Origin of the sequence: Escherichia ruysiae (assembly GCF_031323975.1) — a bacterium.
GTDB classification, from domain to species: domain Bacteria; phylum Pseudomonadota; class Gammaproteobacteria; order Enterobacterales; family Enterobacteriaceae; genus Escherichia; species Escherichia ruysiae.
The window spans coordinates 469124-486252 of record NZ_JAVIWS010000001.1 but is presented as its reverse complement, the minus strand read 5'-3'; the positions used below and the strand labels follow the sequence as shown (position 1 = coordinate 486252).

The following is a 17129-nucleotide window of genomic DNA, read 5'->3' as shown; positions in this document are numbered from 1 at the left end:
TTTGCCTGATTTTACAAACGAATCAGGCTCATCCCATCGACAGAAAAAAATTGCCGATTTATGCATATTCTCTGAGTTCAACAATTGGATTATTAATAAATATTGTCTAGAGTGAGCGGTCATTAATAAGCATTTTCTTGCCGCTGAATACGACCAGCGCGGGACCATTCACTACACCAGAAGGACTCACTTTCAGGTATGGATCGTAGACGATTTATTAAAGGTTCAATGGCTATGGCCGCCGTGTGCGGGACTAGCGGCATTGCTTCTCTTTTTTCTCAGGCTGCGTTCGCAGCAGAATCTGATATTGCCGACGGGCAAACCCAGCGTTTTGACTTCTCTATTTTACAGTCAATGGCGCACGACTTAGCGCAAACAGCGTGGCGTGGTGCGCCGCGTCCGTTACCCGATACGCTGGCGACGATGACGCCGCAGGCTTATAACAGCATTCAGTATGACGCCGAAAAATCACTCTGGCATAACGTTGAGAATCGCCAGCTGGACGCTCAGTTCTTCCATATGGGGATGGGATTCCGTCGCCGAGTTCGCATGTTCTCTGTTGATCCAGCAACACATCTGGCGCGCGAAATACACTTCCGTCCGGAGTTGTTCAAATACAACGATGCGGGTGTTGATACCAAACAATTAGAAGGGCAAAGCGATCTCGGTTTTTCGGGATTCCGTGTATTTAAAGCACCGGAGCTGGCGCGCCGCGACGTGGTTTCTTTCCTCGGTGCCAGTTATTTCCGTGCCGTTGATGACACTTATCAATATGGTTTGTCGGCGCGTGGTCTGGCGATCGACACTTACACCGACAGCAAAGAAGAGTTCCCCGACTTTACCGCCTTCTGGTTCGATACGGTAAAACCTGGCGCGACCACTTTTACCGTTTATGCGTTGCTCGATAGCGCCAGCATTACTGGTGCTTACAAGTTCACCATCCACTGTGAGAAGAACCAGGTGATTATGGATGTCGAAAATCACCTGTATGCGCGTAAAGACATTAAACAACTGGGCATCGCGCCGATGACCAGTATGTTCAGTTGCGGGACTAACGAACGTCGTATGTGCGACACCATTCATCCGCAAATCCATGATTCCGACCGTCTTTCCATGTGGCGGGGCAATGGCGAGTGGATCTGCCGTCCGCTGAATAATCCGCAGAAATTGCAGTTCAATGCCTATACCGATAACAATCCAAAAGGGTTTGGCTTGTTGCAGCTGGATCGTGATTTCTCCCATTATCAGGACATTATGGGCTGGTATAACAAACGCCCAAGTCTGTGGGTGGAACCGCGTAACAAGTGGGGTAAGGGCACTATCGGTTTGATGGAGATCCCGACGACGGGAGAAACGCTGGATAATATTGTCTGTTTCTGGCAACCAGAGAAAGCAATCAAAGCGGGCGACGAACTGGCGTTTCAGTATCGTCTTTACTGGAGTGCACAGCCTCCCGTTCATTGTCCATTAGCACGAGTTATGGCGACGCGTACCGGCATGGGAGGCTTCCCGGAAGGCTGGGCGCCAGGTGAACATTATCCGGAAAAATGGGCTCGTCGTTTTGCCGTCGATTTTGTCGGTGGTGATCTGAAAGCGGCTGCGCCGAAAGGGATTGAGCCTGTTATCACACTTTCCAGTGGTGAAGCGAAACAAATAGAAATTCTCTACATTGAGCCGATTGATGGTTACCGTATTCAGTTTGACTGGTATCCGACTTCGGACTCAACTGATCCGGTCGATATGCGTATGTATTTGCGCTGCCAGGGCGATGCCATCAGTGAAACATGGCTGTATCAGTATTTCCCTCCAGCACCGGATAAGCGCCAGTATGTTGACGATCGCGTGATGAACTAATCTTCATTTTTTAGGCACCTTCTTCCGGGAGGGTGCCGTCTGGTTAAACACGATCCCGCTCGCATTTTTCCTCAAGTTAAATGGGTAATCTGATGTTGTATATTCCATATACACGTTGTCAGCCACTAACAGGGAGTGCGTATGTTTCCAGAATATCGAGATTTAATATCCCGTCTGAAAAACGAAAATCCTCGCTTTATGTCCTTGTTTGATAAACATAATAAACTTGATCATGAAATTGCCAGAAAGGAAGGCTCTGACGGTCGAGGATACAATGCGGAAGTCGCTCGCATGAAAAAACAGAAATTACAAATGAAGGATGAGATGCTTAAAATCCTGCAACAGGAGAGCGTCAAAGAGGTGTAAACTTTCCTAAGCCGCCTGCCAGGCGGCTTTTTAACGACTGCAAAGAGTAACAGGAGATAAGATGACTGAAACGATAAAAGTAAGCGACTCACTTGAATTACATGCCGTTGCAGAAAGTCACGTCACACCTCTTTATCAGTTAACCTGCAAAAATAAAAACTGGTTACAGCAGTCGCTAAACTGGCCGCAGTTTGTTCACAGCGAAGAGGACACGCGAAAAACGGTGCAGGGTAATATGATGTTGCATCAACGCGGTTACGCCAAAATGTTCATGATCTTCAAAGAAAATGAACTCGTCGGCGTTATCTCTTTTAATCGAATTGAACCGCTAAATAAAACCGCCGAAATCGGCTACTGGCTGGACGAATCCCATCAGGGACAGGGGATCATTTCTCAGGCGCTACAGGCATTGATTCACCATTACGCCCAGTCTGGTGAACTTAGACGCTTTGTGATCAAATGTCGGGTGGACAACCCGCAAAGCAACCAGGTTGCCTTGCGCAATGGTTTTAGCCTGGAAGGTTGCCTGAAACAGGCTGAGTTCCTGAATGATGTCTATGATGATGTGAATTTATACGCGCGCATTATCGATTCACAATAACCCAGCCAGCGGCGTTCGCGTAATACGTTCCTCACTGTTAATGACTTTTGGACCACGGACATGAATGGTGTCGCCACCAAAGGCTTCAACGACGGCGTGGTCGGTTATCTCCACATGGTTTTCAATCATTACCGCACCTGAAATACGGCTCTTTCCTTGTATTATAACGTGATCGTCAAGTAGAACCGGACCGCCATGCACAACGGCATTTCCGCCAATCAGGACATGATGTTTTAACACGCAATTGCCTTCTACAATGGCATATTCCGCCACCTGTGAGCTGTAATGAATTGTTGGAATCGCATCTTCTTCAGTTCCGGCAATCACACGTGCGTGACCGTAGACTTTCGCACAGTCGCACAGCCAGACGTTGTTTTCTTCATTACCTTCAATACGCGCAAAATCAAAAACTTCGGCACGATGCTCAATAAAAGCATGGCGGACGACGGCATCGCCATAAATTTGCGCCTGATGGACAACGCGTGAGGCGCTGACGCTGGCGCGGTCATAAATTTGTAGCAGAAGATGGTGGTCGGGCGTTAAGCCTTGTGTGGCGACGATCATTGAATGTTGATCGATACAGACCTGACCAAAAATTCTGCACTGACCGCAAACTATTGAATCACGAATGGTGACACTGTCACTTACATGGACGCCCTGGCTGATTTCACTGTTATCGATCCAGGTGTTATCCGTCGTGCAAACCTCTCCCCATAGCACGCTGGCGCCGGTAATACGCGTATTACCGGAAATCACCGTTCCGCCGAACGCAAGAGCATTCTGGTCGTAAATCCAGCAATTACCTTCCTGCGCCAGCACAGTTTCGCTATCGATCCAACCACCAGCCGTCCCTGCTATCACATCATTAAAATCGGCTATGGCAATAATCTGCCGTAATAGCACACTTTTTTTGAAGCCATCTTCCTGATAACTAAAGGCTCGTTGCTCTTCACTTAGACGATATTTGCGCATAGCGTTTTCCCGCAGGTGACTTACTATAACCGTAGCAAATTCTGCGACTCTGGCTATGTTTGAGAAATTTCCATAAAATGCATTTCAAATATACTTTATAAATTAAACAAAATGAGTAACAAGATGCAGAGCGATAAAGTGCTCAATTTACCGGCAGGTTATTTTGGCATTGTGTTGGGGACGATAGGGATGGGATTTGCCTGGCGCTATGCCAGCCAGGTTTGGCAGGTTAGTCACTGGTTGGGGGATGGGCTGGTGATTCTGGCGATGATCATCTGGGGATTATTGACCACCGCATTCATTACCCGACTGATGCGCTTTCCGCAAAGCGTGCTGGCGGAAGTTCGCCATCCGGTGATGAGCAGTTTTGTGAGCTTGTTTCCGGCAACGACGATGCTGGTGGCGATTGGTTTTGTCCCGTGGTTTCGCCCGCTGGCAGTATGTCTGTTCAGCGTTGGGGTAGTGATTCAACTGGTTTACGCTGCCTGGCAAACTGCCGGATTATGGCGCGGTTCTCACCCAGAAGAAGCGACGACACCAGGGCTTTATTTGCCTACTGTTGCCAATAACTTTATCAGCGCGATGGCCTGCGGTGCGCTGGGTTATACCGATGCCGGACTGGTATTTTTAGGCGCTGGCGTCTTCTCCTGGTTAAGCCTTGAACCGGTGATCCTTCAACGACTGCGCAGCTCGGGAGAATTACCCACGGCGCTGCGGACATCGCTTGGCATTCAACTCGCTCCGGCTCTGGTGGCCTGTAGTGCCTGGTTAAGCGTCAACGGCGGCGAGGGGGACACGCTGGCGAAAATGCTCTTTGGCTATGGGCTGCTGCAATTACTGTTTATGCTGCGCCTGATGCCGTGGTATCTCTCACAGCCGTTTAATGCCTCATTCTGGAGTTTTTCGTTCGGTGTTTCCGCGCTGGCTACCACCGGTTTGCATCTGGGAAGCGGTAGCGATAATGGTTTTTTCCATACGCTGGCGGTGCCGTTGTTTATCTTTACCAATTTTATTATTGCATTACTGCTCATCCGTACTTTCGCGCTTCTGATGCAGGGAAAATTGTTAATCAGAACTGAGCGCGCCGTTTTAATGAAATCCGAGGACAAAGAATGATCATTCGTGACGAAAACTACTTTACTAACAAATACGAATTAACCCGCACACACTCCGAAGTTCTGGAAGCGGTGAAAATCGTTAAACCGGGGAAAACGCTGGACTTGGGCTGTGGCAATGGTCGTAACAGTCTTTACCTTGCAGCCAATGGTTATGATGTTGACGCATGGGATAAAAATGCCATGAGTATTGCCAACGTTGAGCGCATTAAAGCCATTGAAAATCTGGAAAATTTACGTACTCAGGTTGTCGATCTGAATAGCCTCACGTTTGATGGACAGTACGATTTTATTCTTTCTACTGTGGTGCTGATGTTCCTGGAGGCGAAAACCATCCCAGGGCTGATTGGCAATATGCAACGTTGCACTAAACCTGGCGGTTACAACCTGATTGTGGCTGCGATGGATACTACTGATTTTCCATGTACCGTCGGCTTTCCGTTTGCCTTCAAAGAGGGAGAGCTACGTCGTTATTATGAAGGCTGGGATTTATTGAAATACAATGAAGATGTCGGTGAATTACACCGCACCGATGCCAACGGTAATCGTATTAAACTGCGTTTCGCTACTATGCTGGCACGTAAAAAATGACCTGAAAAGGATCAACGTAAGAAGTTTGCCTGTTGATCTATTCGGTAAGCATATTTTTTAGCAGGATGATGTGAAATAAGTCACAGCGGATGTGCTTTTTTATCGCCTCAAGTCTCTGAAAATAAATCAATGATGATTGACTCAGCTCCTTTTTCAGCATTGACTATATTGTCGAAAAAGGGGTCGATAAATTTATTTCTGCCAACACTTTTTTTGCCACAACACGAAGCGGTGCTTTTTGCTATAACTTAAAAAGTAATATAATCATCTCAGGAAACTATTCATGCGTACCACATCAATTGCGAAAGTTGCAGCTTTATGCGGCTTGTTGGCTCTGTCCGGCTGTGCCTCTAAAATCACCCAGCCGGATAAATACTCTGGCTTTTTAAAGAATTACTCTGATCTTCAAGAAACAACATCGGCAACAGGTAAACCCGTTTTACGCTGGGTTTCCCCTGATTTCGACCAAAGTAAATATGACAGTATTGTCTGGAATCCAATCACTTATTATCCGGTGCCGAAACCTTCTACTCAGGTAGGGCAGAAAGTATTGGATAGAATTTTGAGTTATACCAATACCGAAATGAAAGAAGCGATTGCGCAGCGCAAACCACTGGTTACCACTGCTGGCCCGCGTAGTCTGATTTTCCGTGGTGCTATTACTGGTGTTGATACTAGTAAAGAAGGACTGCAATTCTATGAAGTGGTTCCTGTTGCATTAGTGGTAGCGGGAACACAAATGGCAACCGGTCACCGTACCATGGATACCCGCCTGTACTTTGAAGGTGAACTGATTGATGCGGCTACCAATAAACCTGTTATCAAAGTCGTTCGTCAGGGCGAAGGTAAAGACCTGAATAACGAAAGTACGCCAATGGCTTTCGAAAATATTAAGCAAGTTATTGATGACATGGCGACCGATGCCACCATGTTTGACGTTAACAAAAAGTAATGCCAGTTGCGCCATCGTAAGATGGCGCTTCTTATTATCGGTTTCTGTCAGCAATTAAATTCAACACCACGTAACAGACGCCGCCGGCAATTAATCCCCAAAACGCCGAACCAATCCCAACCAATGTCAGCCCGCTCGCTGTTACCAGAAATGCCACCACAGCAGCGTCGCGCTCACGCTCATTATGTAGCGCCTGATACAAACTACCGCCAATGGTGCTTAACAGCGCCAGACCAGCCAGCATCTGGATCCAGCTAACCGGTAGGGCTGCCATCATTCCGGTAATGGCGCTACCAAACAGACCCGCAAGCAAATAAAAGACGCCCGCAACGGCGGCAGCCAACCAACGCCTATCTTTGTCCGGATGCGCTTCCGGGCTTTGGCAAATAGCGGCAGTAATTGCCGCAATACCGACGGAATAAACCCCGAAAGGGGAAAAAATCAGCGCCAGCAAGCCAGTGAATACAATCAGTGGCGAAACCGGAGCCGAATACCCGGCCGCTTTCATTGCCGCAATACCCGGTGCGTTTTGCGATGCCATCGTCACCAGAAAAAGGGGGAGTGCAACGCTCAAAGTGTGAGCAAACGAAAATTCAGGGGTAATATAAATGGGGAGAACGGGTTTAAAGACAACATCAGTTGTGACAACGTCACCTTGCGCGATAACGATCACGATCCCAATAATCATCGCGGCAATTACCGCATAGCGCGGTGCAACGACCTTGGTTGCCAGCCATACCAGCAACATACTGCCACACAACGTAAACTGACCATCCAGACTGGCAAACGCCTGTAAACCAAAGCGTAATAAAATCCCGGCAAGCATTGCCGCCGCAAGCGAGTGCGGAATAATGCGCATCAGACGAGCAAAGAGTCCCGTTATGCCGCAGAGGACAATTAATGCGTTGGTGACTATAAAAACGCCGATGGCTTCGTTAAGTGTTAGCCCCTGTAAACCAGTGACCAACAGCGCCGCGCCAGGCGTTGACCATGCGGTGAGAACAGGCACGCGATACCATAATGTCAGCGCCAGCGTACTGACTCCCATTGCCAGTCCCAGCGCCGTCATCCAGCCGGAGATTTGTGCAGTGGTTGCTCCGGCGACAATCGCCGCTTGCCAGATTATTGCTGCTGAACTGGCGTAGCCAATCAATACCGCCAGAAACCCCGCCAGTAGCGTGGGGGGAGGAATAGAAAACAGACGCATAGTCACCTCGTGCGTTATAGCGTACAGGCACCGTAGCATCTGTCCGTTATAACGCACAAGTGATAAACTCCTGTTTTGCCGGAGGAGTCGCATGGAAAATCTCGCTCGCTTTTTATCCACTACGCTTAAACATCTTCGTCAGCAGCGAGGCTGGAGTCTTTCGCGACTGGCAGACGCCACGGGCGTTTCTAAAGCCATGTTAGGGCAGATTGAGCGCAATGAGTCCAGTCCGACGGTCGCGACACTCTGGAAAATTGCCACCGGGATGAACGTGCCATTTTCGACATTTATTTCGCCGCCGCAGACCATTACGCCATCAGTTTATGATCCACAACAGCAGGCAATGGTGATCACTTCGCTGTTTCCTTATGATCCGCAACTCTGCTTTGAACACTTCTCGATTCAGATGGCACCCGGTGCAATAAGCGAATCGACGCCGCACGAAAAAGGGGTAATTGAGCATGTTGTCGTCATTGATGGACAGCTTGATCTGTGCGTTGATGGTGAATGGCGTAGTCTTAATTGTGGAGAAGGTGTTCGTTTTGCTGCCGACGTCAGGCATGTCTATCGTAATTGTGGGGAGCAAACCGTACATTTTCATTCCCTCATCCATTACCCGCGTAGTTAAGCGGGAAAACTATTTCGCAACGTCGCGCTTGTGGCTAAAATAGCCGCCATTTTTCAGCTACTGGATAAGAAAGTGACCGTATCTTCTCATCGTCTTGAACTGTTAAGCCCGGCACGCGATGCCGCCATTGCCCGCGAAGCTATTTTGCACGGTGCCGATGCTGTTTATATCGGCGGACCTGGTTTTGGTGCCCGTCATAATGCCAGTAATAGCCTGAAAGATATTGCCGAGCTGGTGCCATTTGCCCATCGTTATGGTGCAAAAATTTTCGTCACGCTTAACACCATTTTGCATGACGATGAACTGGAACCGGCGCAGCGACTGATTACCGACCTTTACCAGACAGGCGTTGATGCACTGATCGTTCAGGATATGGGGATTCTGGAACTTGATATTCCGCCGATTGAACTGCACGCCAGTACGCAGTGTGATATTCGCACTGTAGAGAAAGCGAAGTTTCTTTCGGACGTCGGTTTTACGCAGATTGTGCTGGCGCGAGAGCTGAATCTTGAGCAGATCCGTGCGATTCATCAGGCCACGGACGCGACCATTGAGTTCTTTATTCATGGTGCACTGTGCGTGGCATATTCCGGTCAGTGCTACATTTCTCATGCGCAAACAGGGCGTAGCGCCAACCGTGGCGATTGCTCGCAGGCGTGCCGTTTGCCATATACATTGAAAGACGATCAGGGGCGGGTGGTTTCCTATGAAAAACACCTGCTGTCGATGAAAGATAACGATCAGACTGCCAACCTGGGCGCTTTGATTGATGCAGGCGTGCGTTCCTTCAAGATTGAAGGGCGTTACAAAGATATGAGCTACGTGAAGAATATCACCGCCCACTATCGCCAGATGCTGGATGCCATTATTGAAGAACGTAGCTTTTTGGCGCGAGCTTCATCCGGTCGTACTGAGCACTTCTTCGTACCGTCGACAGAAAAAACCTTCCATCGTGGCAGCACCGACTACTTTGTTAACGCGCGTAAAGGCGATATTGGCGCATTCGATTCACCGAAATTTATCGGCCTGCCGGTGGGTGAAGTATTGAAAGTGGCGAAAGATCATCTTGATGTTGAGGTTACCGAACCGCTGGCTAACGGCGATGGACTGAACGTAATGATTAAGCGTGAAGTCGTCGGCTTTCGTGCCAACACGGTAGAGAAAACTGGGGAAAATCAGTACCGCGTCTGGCCAAATGAGATGCCAGTGGAGCTGCACAAAATTCGCCCGCACCATCCGCTTAATCGCAACCTCGACCATAACTGGCAGCAGGCGTTGACCAAAACCTCCAGCGAACGTCGGGTGGCGGTAGACATTGAACTGGGCGGCTGGCAGGAACAACTGATTCTGACTCTGACCAGTGAAGAGGGCGTCAGTATCACTCATACGCTGGACGGGCAGTTCGACGAAGCGAATAACGCCGAAAAAGCACTCCTCAATCTGAAAGAGGGATTGTCGAAGCTTGGGCAAACCATCTATTACGCCCGCGATGTGCAAATTAATTTGCCGGGGGCGCTGTTTGTGCCAAACAGTCTGTTAAATCAGTTCCGCCGTGAGGCTGCTGAAATGCTGGATGCTGCGCGTCTTGCCAGTTATCAGCGCGGTAGTCGTAAACCGGTTGCTGACCCTGCGCCAGTTTATCCGCAAACGCATTTGAGTTTCCTCGCGAACGTATACAACCAGAAAGCTCGTGAATTTTATCATCGCTATGGTGTGCAACTGATTGATGCTGCCTATGAAGCGCATGAAGAGAAGGGCGAAGTGCCGGTAATGATCACCAAGCATTGTCTGCGCTTTGCCTTCAATCTGTGCCCGAAACAGGCGAAAGGCAATATCAAAAGCTGGAAAGCAACGCCAATGCAACTGGTTAACGGCGATGAAGTGTTAACGCTAAAGTTTGATTGCCGGCCGTGTGAGATGCACGTCATTGGCAAAATCAAAAATCACATTCTGAAAATGCCGTTACCGGGGAGTGTTGTCGCCTCCGTAAGCCCGGATGAACTGATGAAAACATTGCCGAAGCGAAAAGGGTAAAACGCAAATTTTCAGACCTGTTAACAACTTATTGAATTTGCAGATATTACAGGCCGGGTAAGGCGTTCATACCGTATCCGGCAACAACCGACTCAACGCTGTCCCGCTTCTGGTTTGCGTGACTTTTGCCAGTAAAAATGCTCGCGCAAACCTTCTGCCGATTCTTCCGCAACGGCGCGCAATTCATCACTGTCCGCTTCATGACGCAGTTGATGATCCACATTTTTTACCCACAAAAATTCATGTCCTTTGTGTCCTGCCATCAACTGTCCAGAGAACAGCGCACACGTTAATAAGACAACCGCTAACGCCTTCGTAAACATCCCGACACCTTTTTCTTACCTTTTGCCGCTATGATGCCGATAGTTTCTTGAGGTTATTATTCAGTTTTGCAAATTAGCGCAAAGAAATTCTGGAATCAGCCTTCCTTATTTGGCATCGCATTCTGCCGTTGCGGCGATTAAGTGCTATTTTCGAGCAAATTACACACGGAGGTAAACATTAATGTTTACTTTGTTGATATACTCAGCGGCAGGGAGGCGATGTGAAACAAAGCGAGTTCAGACGTTGGCTCGACTCTCAGGGCGTCGATGTAGCGAATGGCAGCAACCATTTAAAACTCAGGTTTCACGGGAGGCGCAGTGTCATGCCGCGTCACCCAAGTGAAGAGATTAAAGAAAGCAATTCTGAAACAACTCGGTTTGAGTTAATCGCCAATTAAAAGGTTAATGACATGCGAGAGACAGTCGAAATTATGCGTTATCCCGTCACTCTTACACCCGCGCCGGAAGGCGGTTATATGGTTTCTTTTGTGGATATCCCTGAAGCGTTGACCCAGGGCGAAACTGTCGCTGAAGCGATGGAAGCGGCAAAAGATGCTTTACTGATCGCATTTGATTTTTATTTTGAAGACAACGAGCTTATCCCGTTACCTTCGCCATTAAATAGTCACGATCACTTTATTGAAGTGCCTTTGAGCGTTGCCTCTAAAGTATTGCTGTTAAATGCTTTTTTGCAGTCAGACATTACTCAGCAAGAGCTGGCGAAGCGAATTGGTAAACCTAAGCAGGAGATCACCCGCTTGTTTGATTTGCACCACGCGACAAAAATCGACGCCGTCCAGCTTGCGGCTAAAGCTCTGGGCAAAGAGTTATCGCTGGTGATGGTTTAATTACAGTTAACGAAAAGTTGTCATTTTTAACAACTGATATAGACTGCCGGATCATCTGCACATAAAAACGATCCGATAATGAAAAAATACCAGCAACTGGCAGAACAATTACGCGAGCAGATTGCGTCGGGCATCTGGCAACCCGGCGATCGTTTGCCTTCGTTGCGTGAACAGGTGGCGCTTTCTGGTATGAGCTTTATGACCGTCAGCCATGCCTACCAGTTACTCGAAAGTCAGGGGCATATTATCGCGCGACCGCAGTCGGGTTATTACGTTGCACCACAGGCATTAAAAATGCCGAAAGCCCCAGTCGTTCCAGTCACACGTGATGAAACAGTCGATATCAATACTTATATTTTTGACATGTTGCAGGCCAGTCGCGATCCTTCAGTGGTGCCGTTTGCATCCGCTTTTCCCGATCCGCGCTTGTTTCCGCTTCAACAACTCAATCGCTCCCTGGCACAGGTAAGCAAAACCGCAACGGCGATGAGCGTGATTGAAAACTTACCTCCAGGGAATGCTGAGCTTCGTCAGGCTATTGCTCGTCGCTATGCCTTACAGGGCATCACAATTTCGCCCGATGAAATCGTCATCACCGCCGGGGCGTTAGAGGCATTAAACCTCAGTTTGCAAGCGGTAACCGAGCCGGGTGATTGGGTGATTGTCGAGAATCCTTGTTTCTACGGCGCGTTGCAGGCGCTGGAGCGGTTACGGCTGAAGGCGTTATCGGTAGCGACGGATGTTAACGAAGGGATCGACCTTCAGGCGCTTGAACTGGCGTTACAAGAGTATCCGGTGAAAGCGTGCTGGTTAATGACCAACAGCCAGAACCCGCTCGGTTTTACCTTAACGCCACAGAAAAAAGCGCGGCTGGTAGAACTCCTTAGTCAGTACAACGTGATGCTGATTGAAGATGACGTCTACAGCGAACTTTACTTCGGACGGGAAAAACCGCTGCCCGCAAAAGCGTGGGATCGCCACGATGGCGTGCTGCATTGTTCATCATTCTCCAAATGCCTGGTGCCAGGTTTTCGCATCGGTTGGGTCGCCGCAGGAAAACATGCGCGTAAAATCCAACGTTTGCAGTTGATGAGTACACTTTCCACCAGTTCACCGATGCAGCTTGCCCTGGTGGATTACCTTTCTACACGCCGCTACGATGCGCATCTGCGTCGTCTACGTCGTCAGCTTGCGGAACGCAAACAACGCGCCTGGCAGGCGCTGCTGCGTTACCTGCCTGCGGAGGTGAAAATACACCATAACGACAGTGGTTATTTTCTCTGGCTGGAACTTCCCGAACCGTTAGATGCAGGCGAATTAAGTCTGACGGCACTGGCGCATCACATCAGTATTGCGCCGGGTAAAATGTTTTCTACTGGCGAACGCTGGTCGCGTTTTTTCCGTTTTAATACCGCGTGGCAATGGGGAGAGCGCGAAGAACAGGCAGTAAAAGAATTAGGCAAACTTATTCAAGAACATCTGAAGTAACTTTCAATTTAATTCCTCTCAGGTTGGGTAATATGAATTTCGAATAGAAGCCATATTTCGTAACCCCTTGTCTATACTCCAGAAGATAGCTTCACAGACGGCATAATGCGCGTTAGCTCACAACCTGATTAAATTTTCTCAGGGGTGAAGGTGTGCCTGCAAGCCGCCGTCTATGGTTAAACAAGGAGATATTTTTACGGCACGGCGGCTGAACAATTAATTACGACAGGAGTAAGACCTTATGAGCAAGACATTTGCCCGCAGCAGCCTGTGTGCGCTCACCATGACTATAATGACCGCTCACGCCGCCGAACCGCCTACCAATTTAGATAAACCGGAAGGGCGACTGGATATTATTGCCTGGCCGGGATACATCGAACGCGGACAAACTGATAAACAATACGACTGGGTAACGCAATTCGAAAAAGAGACAGGTTGCGCGGTAAATGTGAAAACCGCCGCGACTTCCGATGAAATGGTCAGTCTGATGACCAAAGGGGGTTACGATCTGGTCACGGCGTCCGGCGATGCCTCGCTGCGTTTGATTATGGGTAAACGCGTGCAGCCGATTAATACCGCGCTAATTCCTAACTGGAAAACACTCGATCCGCGTGTAGTAAAAGGCGACTGGTTTAACGTTGGCGGTAAAGTATATGGTACGCCGTATCAGTGGGGGCCTAACCTGTTGATGTACAACGCCAAAACCTTCCCGACACCGCCGGATAGCTGGCAAGTGGTTTTTGTTGAGCAGAATCTGCCGGACGGCAAGAGTAATAAAGGTCGGGTACAGGCCTATGATGGCCCCATTTATATTGCCGATGCCGCGTTGTTCGTCAAAGCTACGCAGCCGCAGTTGGGCATCAGCGATCCGTACCAACTTACCGAAGAACAGTACCAGGCGGTGCTGAAAGTGCTGCGCGATCAACATAGTTTGATACATCGCTACTGGCATGACACCACCGTGCAAATGAGCGATTTCAAAAACGAGGGTGTGGTTGCTTCTAGTGCCTGGCCGTATCAGGCCAACGCGTTGAAAGCCGAAGGCCAACCAATCGCCACAGTATTCCCGAAAGAGGGGGTTACCGGCTGGGCTGATACCACCATGCTGCATAGCGAAGCGAAACATCCGGTTTGCGCCTACAAATGGATGAACTGGTCATTAACGCCAAAAGTGCAGGGTGATGTGGCAGCCTGGTTTGGCTCATTGCCGGTAGTGCCGGAAGGATGTAAAGCCAGTCCGTTATTAGGCGAAAAAGGCTGTGAGACCAACGGTTTTAACTATTTCGATAAAATTGCTTTCTGGAAAACGCCTATAGCAGAAGGGGGCAAGTTTGTTCCCTACAGTCGCTGGACGCAGGATTACATTGCCATTATGGGCGGTCGCTAACTTCGCTGAGGTGTTTTATGACGTACGCAGTGGAGTTTGACAACGTCTCGCGGTTGTACGGTGACGTGCGCGCGGTAGATGGCGTCAGTATTGCGATAAAAGATGGTGAGTTCTTTTCAATGCTGGGGCCGTCCGGCTCCGGCAAAACCACCTGCCTGCGCCTGATTGCCGGATTTGAACAACTTTCCGGCGGGGCGATCGCTATCTTTGGTAAACCCGCCAGCAATCTGCCACCGTGGGAGCGGGATGTTAATACCGTTTTCCAGGACTATGCGCTGTTTCCCCATATGTCGATTCTCGATAACGTGGCCTACGGGTTAATGGTCAAAGGTGTGGAGAAAAAAAAGCGTTACATCATGGCGCAAGAGGCGCTGGAAAAAGTGGCGCTTGGTTTTGTTCAGCAACGTAAGCCGTCACAACTTTCTGGTGGTCAGCGCCAGCGGGTTGCTATCGCCAGAGCATTAGTAAATGAACCACGCGTATTATTGCTGGATGAACCACTCGGCGCGCTGGATCTCAAGTTGCGTGAGCAGATGCAACTTGAGCTGAAAAAGCTGCAACAATCTCTCGGCATCACGTTTATCTTCGTCACCCACGATCAGGGGGAAGCATTATCAATGTCCGACCGTGTGGCAGTGTTCAACAACGGTCGCATTGAGCAGGTCGATTCACCACGTGATCTCTACATGCGCCCGCGCACGCCGTTTGTTGCCGGATTCGTCGGTACATCCAACGTTTTTGATGCGCTGATGGCAGAGAAACTTTGCGGAATGATGGGTAGCTTCGCATTGCGCCCGGAACATATTCGCCTCAATACACCTGGCGAAGTGCAGGCTAATGGCACGATCCAGGCGGTGCAGTATCAGGGCGCGGCGACCCGTTTTGAACTGACACTGAGCGGCGGTGAAAAACTGCTGGTAAGTCAGGCAAATATGACGGGGGAAGAACTCCCCGCTACGCTTACTCCAGGACAACAGGTGATGGTTTCCTGGGCGCGCGATGTGATGGTGCCGCTGGTTGAGGAGAGGTGAATGGCGATGAACGTATTGCAATCACCTTCACGTCCAGGTCTGGGCAAGGTGTCAGGTTTCTTCTGGCGGAATCCGGGGCTGGGGCTGTTTTTGCTGCTGCTTGGCCCGTTGATGTGGTTTGGCATCGTCTATTTCGGTTCGCTGCTGACGCTGTTATGGCAGGGCTTTTATACTTTTGATGATTTCACCATGTCGGTAACACCGGAACTGACACTGGCGAATATCCGCGCGCTGTTTAATCCGGCCAATTACGACATCATTCTGCGCACGTTAACAATGGCAGTTGCTGTGACCATCGCCAGTGCTTTTTTGGCCTTTCCGATGGCGTGGTATATGGCGCGCTACACCAGCGGTAAGATGAAAGCGTTTTTTTACATTGCGGTAATGTTGCCGATGTGGGCGAGCTATATCGTCAAAGCCTATGCCTGGACGTTATTGCTGGCGAAAGATGGCGTGGCGCAGTGGTTTTTACAGCATTTGGGGTTGGAACCGTTATTAACTGCGTTTCTCACGCTACCGGCGGTGGGTGGTAATACACTGTCAACTTCCGGACTGGGACGCTTTCTGGTGTTTCTCTACATCTGGCTGCCGTTCATGATTCTGCCGGTGCAGGCGGCGCTGGAGCGTTTGCCCTCGTCACTTTTGCAAGCCTCAGCGGATTTAGGCGCACGTCCACGGCAAACCTTCCGTTATGTGGTGTTACCGCTGGCGATCCCTGGCATTGCAGCCGGCTCTATTTTTACCTTCTCGCTAACGCTGGGCGATTTTATTGTCCCGCAGCTGGTTGGCCCGCCGGGGTATTTTATCGGCAACATGGTTTACTCGCAGCAAGGCGCGATTGGCAATATGCCGATGGCAGCAGCGTTCACCCTGGTGCCGATTGTTTTGATCGCACTGTATCTGGCGTTCGTGAAACGTCTGGGAGCGTTCGATGCACTCTGAGCGCGCACCGTTTTTCCTCAAACTGGCGGCCTGGGGCGGCGTGGTTTTCCTCCATTTTCCCATCCTGATTATCGCGGCCTATGCTTTTAACACTGAAGATGCGGCGTTTAGTTTTCCACCGCAAGGTCTGACGCTGCACTGGTTTAGCGTGGCAGCACAGCGTAGTGACATTCTTGATTCCGTGACGCTGTCACTTAAAGTGGCGGCGCTGGCGACATTAATTGCGCTGGTATTAGGGACGCTGGCCGCCGCCGCGCTCTGGAGACGAGACTTTTTCGGCAAAAACGCCATTTCGCTGTTATTGCTGCTGCCCATTGCGCTGCCGGGCATTGTCACAGGCCTGGCGTTATTAACCGCGTTTAAAACTATCAATCTGGAGCCGGGGTTTTTCACCATCGTAGTCGGTCATGCGACTTTTTGTGTAGTGGTGGTGTTTAACAATGTCATCGCCCGTTTTCGCCGTACCTCATGGAGTCTGGTTGAGGCGTCAATGGATCTTGGGGCCAATGGCTGGCAAACCTTCCGCTACGTGGTGTTACCGAATCTCAGTTCGGCGCTACTGGCAGGAGGAATGCTGGCGTTTGCCTTGTCGTTCGATGAAATCATCGTTACGACCTTTACGGCAGGTCATGAACGAACGTTACCGTTGTGGTTGCTCAATCAGCTTGGGCGACCACGTGATGTACCGGTAACCAACGTGGTGGCACTGCTGGTTATGTTGGTAACAACCTTGCCGATCCTGGGAGCCTGGTGGCTAACCCGCGAAGGCGACAATGGTCAATAACCACTG

17 protein-coding genes and 1 pseudogene are annotated in these 17129 nt (G+C 49.7%); 15 read left to right on the top strand and 3 right to left on the bottom strand.

Going from position 1 to position 17129, the window contains the following annotated elements; all coding sequences use genetic code 11:
- Positions 1 to 198 precede the first annotated feature (198 nt).
- The 3 genes from opgD (at position 199) to rimL (ending at position 2821) form a co-directional block, all read left to right on the top strand.
- A complete protein-coding gene (gene opgD / locus RGV86_RS02555; protein ID WP_000375981.1) occupies positions 199 to 1854 on the top strand; it encodes a glucan biosynthesis protein OpgD in 1656 nt (551 codons plus the stop codon).
- Between the two features lie 141 nt (positions 1855 to 1995).
- Positions 1996 to 2220 (top strand): HP1242/YdcH family protein, encoded by a 225-nt coding sequence (locus RGV86_RS02550; protein WP_010351400.1) that lies wholly within the window; start codon positions 1996 to 1998, stop codon positions 2218 to 2220.
- Positions 2221 to 2281: 61 nt separating this feature from the next.
- On the top strand, positions 2282 to 2821 hold the full coding sequence (rimL, locus tag RGV86_RS02545) for a 50S ribosomal protein L7/L12-serine acetyltransferase (protein ID WP_000140870.1): 540 nt from the start codon (positions 2282 to 2284) through the stop codon (positions 2819 to 2821).
- Here rimL and ydcK read toward each other — a convergent pair.
- Positions 2813 to 3793 carry a YdcK family protein gene (ydcK, locus tag RGV86_RS02540; RefSeq protein ID WP_085460739.1) on the bottom strand — a complete coding sequence of 327 codons (981 nt, stop codon included), beginning with the start codon at positions 3791 to 3793 and terminating at the stop codon, positions 2813 to 2815. The two genes, rimL and ydcK, sit on opposite strands and share 9 nt — an antisense overlap.
- Positions 3794 to 3916: 123 nt before the next feature.
- Here ydcK and tehA point away from each other — a divergent pair, with 123 nt between their 5' ends.
- The 3 genes from tehA to RGV86_RS02525 all read left to right on the top strand — a co-directional run bounded on the left by tehA (position 3917) and on the right by RGV86_RS02525 (position 6451).
- A complete protein-coding gene (gene tehA / locus RGV86_RS02535; RefSeq protein WP_001190280.1) occupies positions 3917 to 4909 on the top strand; it encodes a dicarboxylate transporter/tellurite-resistance protein TehA in 993 nt (330 codons plus the stop codon).
- Positions 4906 to 5499 carry a tellurite resistance methyltransferase TehB gene (gene tehB / locus RGV86_RS02530; RefSeq protein WP_000586748.1) on the top strand — a complete coding sequence of 198 codons (594 nt, stop codon included), beginning with the start codon at positions 4906 to 4908 and terminating at the stop codon, positions 5497 to 5499. The genes tehA and tehB overlap by 4 nt, the downstream gene beginning before the upstream one ends.
- Positions 5500 to 5782: 283 nt before the next feature.
- Complete coding sequence (locus RGV86_RS02525; protein WP_001261028.1) at positions 5783 to 6451, top strand: DUF3313 domain-containing protein; 669 nt, start codon at positions 5783 to 5785, stop codon at positions 6449 to 6451.
- A 34-nt stretch (positions 6452 to 6485) separates the two neighbouring features.
- Here RGV86_RS02525 and ydcO read toward each other — a convergent pair whose 3' ends face one another.
- Positions 6486 to 7697: a BenE family transporter YdcO gene (gene ydcO, locus RGV86_RS02520; RefSeq protein ID WP_071987904.1), complete on the bottom strand. Its 1212-nt coding sequence runs from the start codon at positions 7695 to 7697 to the stop codon at positions 6486 to 6488.
- 52 nt (positions 7698 to 7749) lie between these two features.
- Between ydcO and RGV86_RS02515 the strand changes: the two genes are divergently transcribed.
- Both RGV86_RS02515 and rlhA read left to right on the top strand, forming a co-directional pair.
- Positions 7750 to 8286 (top strand): helix-turn-helix domain-containing protein, encoded by a 537-nt coding sequence (locus tag RGV86_RS02515; RefSeq protein ID WP_000429135.1) that lies wholly within the window; start codon positions 7750 to 7752, stop codon positions 8284 to 8286.
- Positions 8287 to 8358: 72 nt separating this feature from the next.
- Positions 8359 to 10320: a 23S rRNA 5-hydroxycytidine C2501 synthase gene (gene rlhA / locus RGV86_RS02510; protein WP_024212373.1), complete on the top strand. Its 1962-nt coding sequence runs from the start codon at positions 8359 to 8361 to the stop codon at positions 10318 to 10320.
- 92 nt (positions 10321 to 10412) lie between these two features.
- Here the strand turns inward: rlhA and RGV86_RS02505 are convergent, their stop codons facing one another.
- Positions 10413 to 10643: a DUF2554 family protein gene (locus tag RGV86_RS02505; protein ID WP_000494236.1), complete on the bottom strand. Its 231-nt coding sequence runs from the start codon at positions 10641 to 10643 to the stop codon at positions 10413 to 10415.
- 221 nt (positions 10644 to 10864) lie between these two features.
- On the opposite strand from RGV86_RS02505, the pseudogene RGV86_RS02500 reads away from it, so the two are divergent.
- The 7 genes and pseudogenes from RGV86_RS02500 (at position 10865) to RGV86_RS02470 (ending at position 17123) form a co-directional block, all read left to right on the top strand.
- Positions 10865 to 11030, top strand: a pseudogene (locus tag RGV86_RS02500) (type II toxin-antitoxin system HicA family toxin).
- A gap of 44 nt (positions 11031 to 11074) precedes the next feature.
- On the top strand, positions 11075 to 11491 hold the full coding sequence (gene hicB / locus RGV86_RS02495) for a type II toxin-antitoxin system antitoxin HicB (RefSeq protein ID WP_085460770.1): 417 nt from the start codon (positions 11075 to 11077) through the stop codon (positions 11489 to 11491).
- Positions 11492 to 11569: 78 nt separating this feature from the next.
- Positions 11570 to 12979: an aminotransferase-like domain-containing protein gene (locus tag RGV86_RS02490; protein ID WP_000760661.1), complete on the top strand. Its 1410-nt coding sequence runs from the start codon at positions 11570 to 11572 to the stop codon at positions 12977 to 12979.
- A 241-nt stretch (positions 12980 to 13220) separates the two neighbouring features.
- Entirely contained in the window at positions 13221 to 14366 is a 1146-nt protein-coding gene (ydcS, locus tag RGV86_RS02485; protein WP_000047453.1) for a putative ABC transporter substrate-binding protein YdcS, read from the top strand.
- Between the two features lie 17 nt (positions 14367 to 14383).
- On the top strand, positions 14384 to 15397 hold the full coding sequence (locus tag RGV86_RS02480) for an ABC transporter ATP-binding protein (protein WP_000220384.1): 1014 nt from the start codon (positions 14384 to 14386) through the stop codon (positions 15395 to 15397).
- On the top strand, positions 15398 to 16339 hold the full coding sequence (locus RGV86_RS02475) for an ABC transporter permease (protein ID WP_001251309.1): 942 nt from the start codon (positions 15398 to 15400) through the stop codon (positions 16337 to 16339). It begins immediately after the preceding gene.
- Positions 16329 to 17123 (top strand): ABC transporter permease, encoded by a 795-nt coding sequence (locus RGV86_RS02470; RefSeq protein ID WP_000555451.1) that lies wholly within the window; start codon positions 16329 to 16331, stop codon positions 17121 to 17123. The genes RGV86_RS02475 and RGV86_RS02470 overlap by 11 nt, the downstream gene beginning before the upstream one ends.
- Positions 17124 to 17129: the final 6 nt, after the last annotated feature.

Excerpts from the sequence above, each read along its gene's own strand:
- opgD (WP_000375981.1), top strand. The coding sequence starts at position 199 with ATGGATCGTAGACGATTTATTAAAGGTTCAATGGCTATGGCCGCCGTG.
- RGV86_RS02550 (WP_010351400.1), top strand. The coding sequence starts at position 1,996 with ATGTTTCCAGAATATCGAGATTTAATATCCCGTCTGAAAAACGAAAAT.
- rimL (WP_000140870.1), top strand. The coding sequence starts at position 2,282 with ATGACTGAAACGATAAAAGTAAGCGACTCACTTGAATTACATGCCGTT.
- ydcK (WP_085460739.1), bottom strand. The coding sequence starts at position 3,793 with ATGCGCAAATATCGTCTAAGTGAAGAGCAACGAGCCTTTAGTTATCAG.
- tehA (WP_001190280.1), top strand. The coding sequence starts at position 3,917 with ATGCAGAGCGATAAAGTGCTCAATTTACCGGCAGGTTATTTTGGCATT.
- tehB (WP_000586748.1), top strand. The coding sequence starts at position 4,906 with ATGATCATTCGTGACGAAAACTACTTTACTAACAAATACGAATTAACC.
- RGV86_RS02525 (WP_001261028.1), top strand. The coding sequence starts at position 5,783 with ATGCGTACCACATCAATTGCGAAAGTTGCAGCTTTATGCGGCTTGTTG.
- ydcO (WP_071987904.1), bottom strand. The coding sequence starts at position 7,697 with ATGCTACGGTGCCTGTACGCTATAACGCACGAGGTGACTATGCGTCTG.
- RGV86_RS02515 (WP_000429135.1), top strand. The coding sequence starts at position 7,750 with ATGGAAAATCTCGCTCGCTTTTTATCCACTACGCTTAAACATCTTCGT.
- RGV86_RS02505 (WP_000494236.1), bottom strand. The coding sequence starts at position 10,643 with ATGTTTACGAAGGCGTTAGCGGTTGTCTTATTAACGTGTGCGCTGTTC.
- hicB (WP_085460770.1), top strand. The coding sequence starts at position 11,075 with ATGCGTTATCCCGTCACTCTTACACCCGCGCCGGAAGGCGGTTATATG.
- RGV86_RS02490 (WP_000760661.1), top strand. The coding sequence starts at position 11,570 with ATGAAAAAATACCAGCAACTGGCAGAACAATTACGCGAGCAGATTGCG.
- ydcS (WP_000047453.1), top strand. The coding sequence starts at position 13,221 with ATGAGCAAGACATTTGCCCGCAGCAGCCTGTGTGCGCTCACCATGACT.
- RGV86_RS02480 (WP_000220384.1), top strand. The coding sequence starts at position 14,384 with ATGACGTACGCAGTGGAGTTTGACAACGTCTCGCGGTTGTACGGTGAC.
- RGV86_RS02475 (WP_001251309.1), top strand. The coding sequence starts at position 15,398 with ATGGCGATGAACGTATTGCAATCACCTTCACGTCCAGGTCTGGGCAAG.
- RGV86_RS02470 (WP_000555451.1), top strand. The coding sequence starts at position 16,329 with ATGCACTCTGAGCGCGCACCGTTTTTCCTCAAACTGGCGGCCTGGGGC.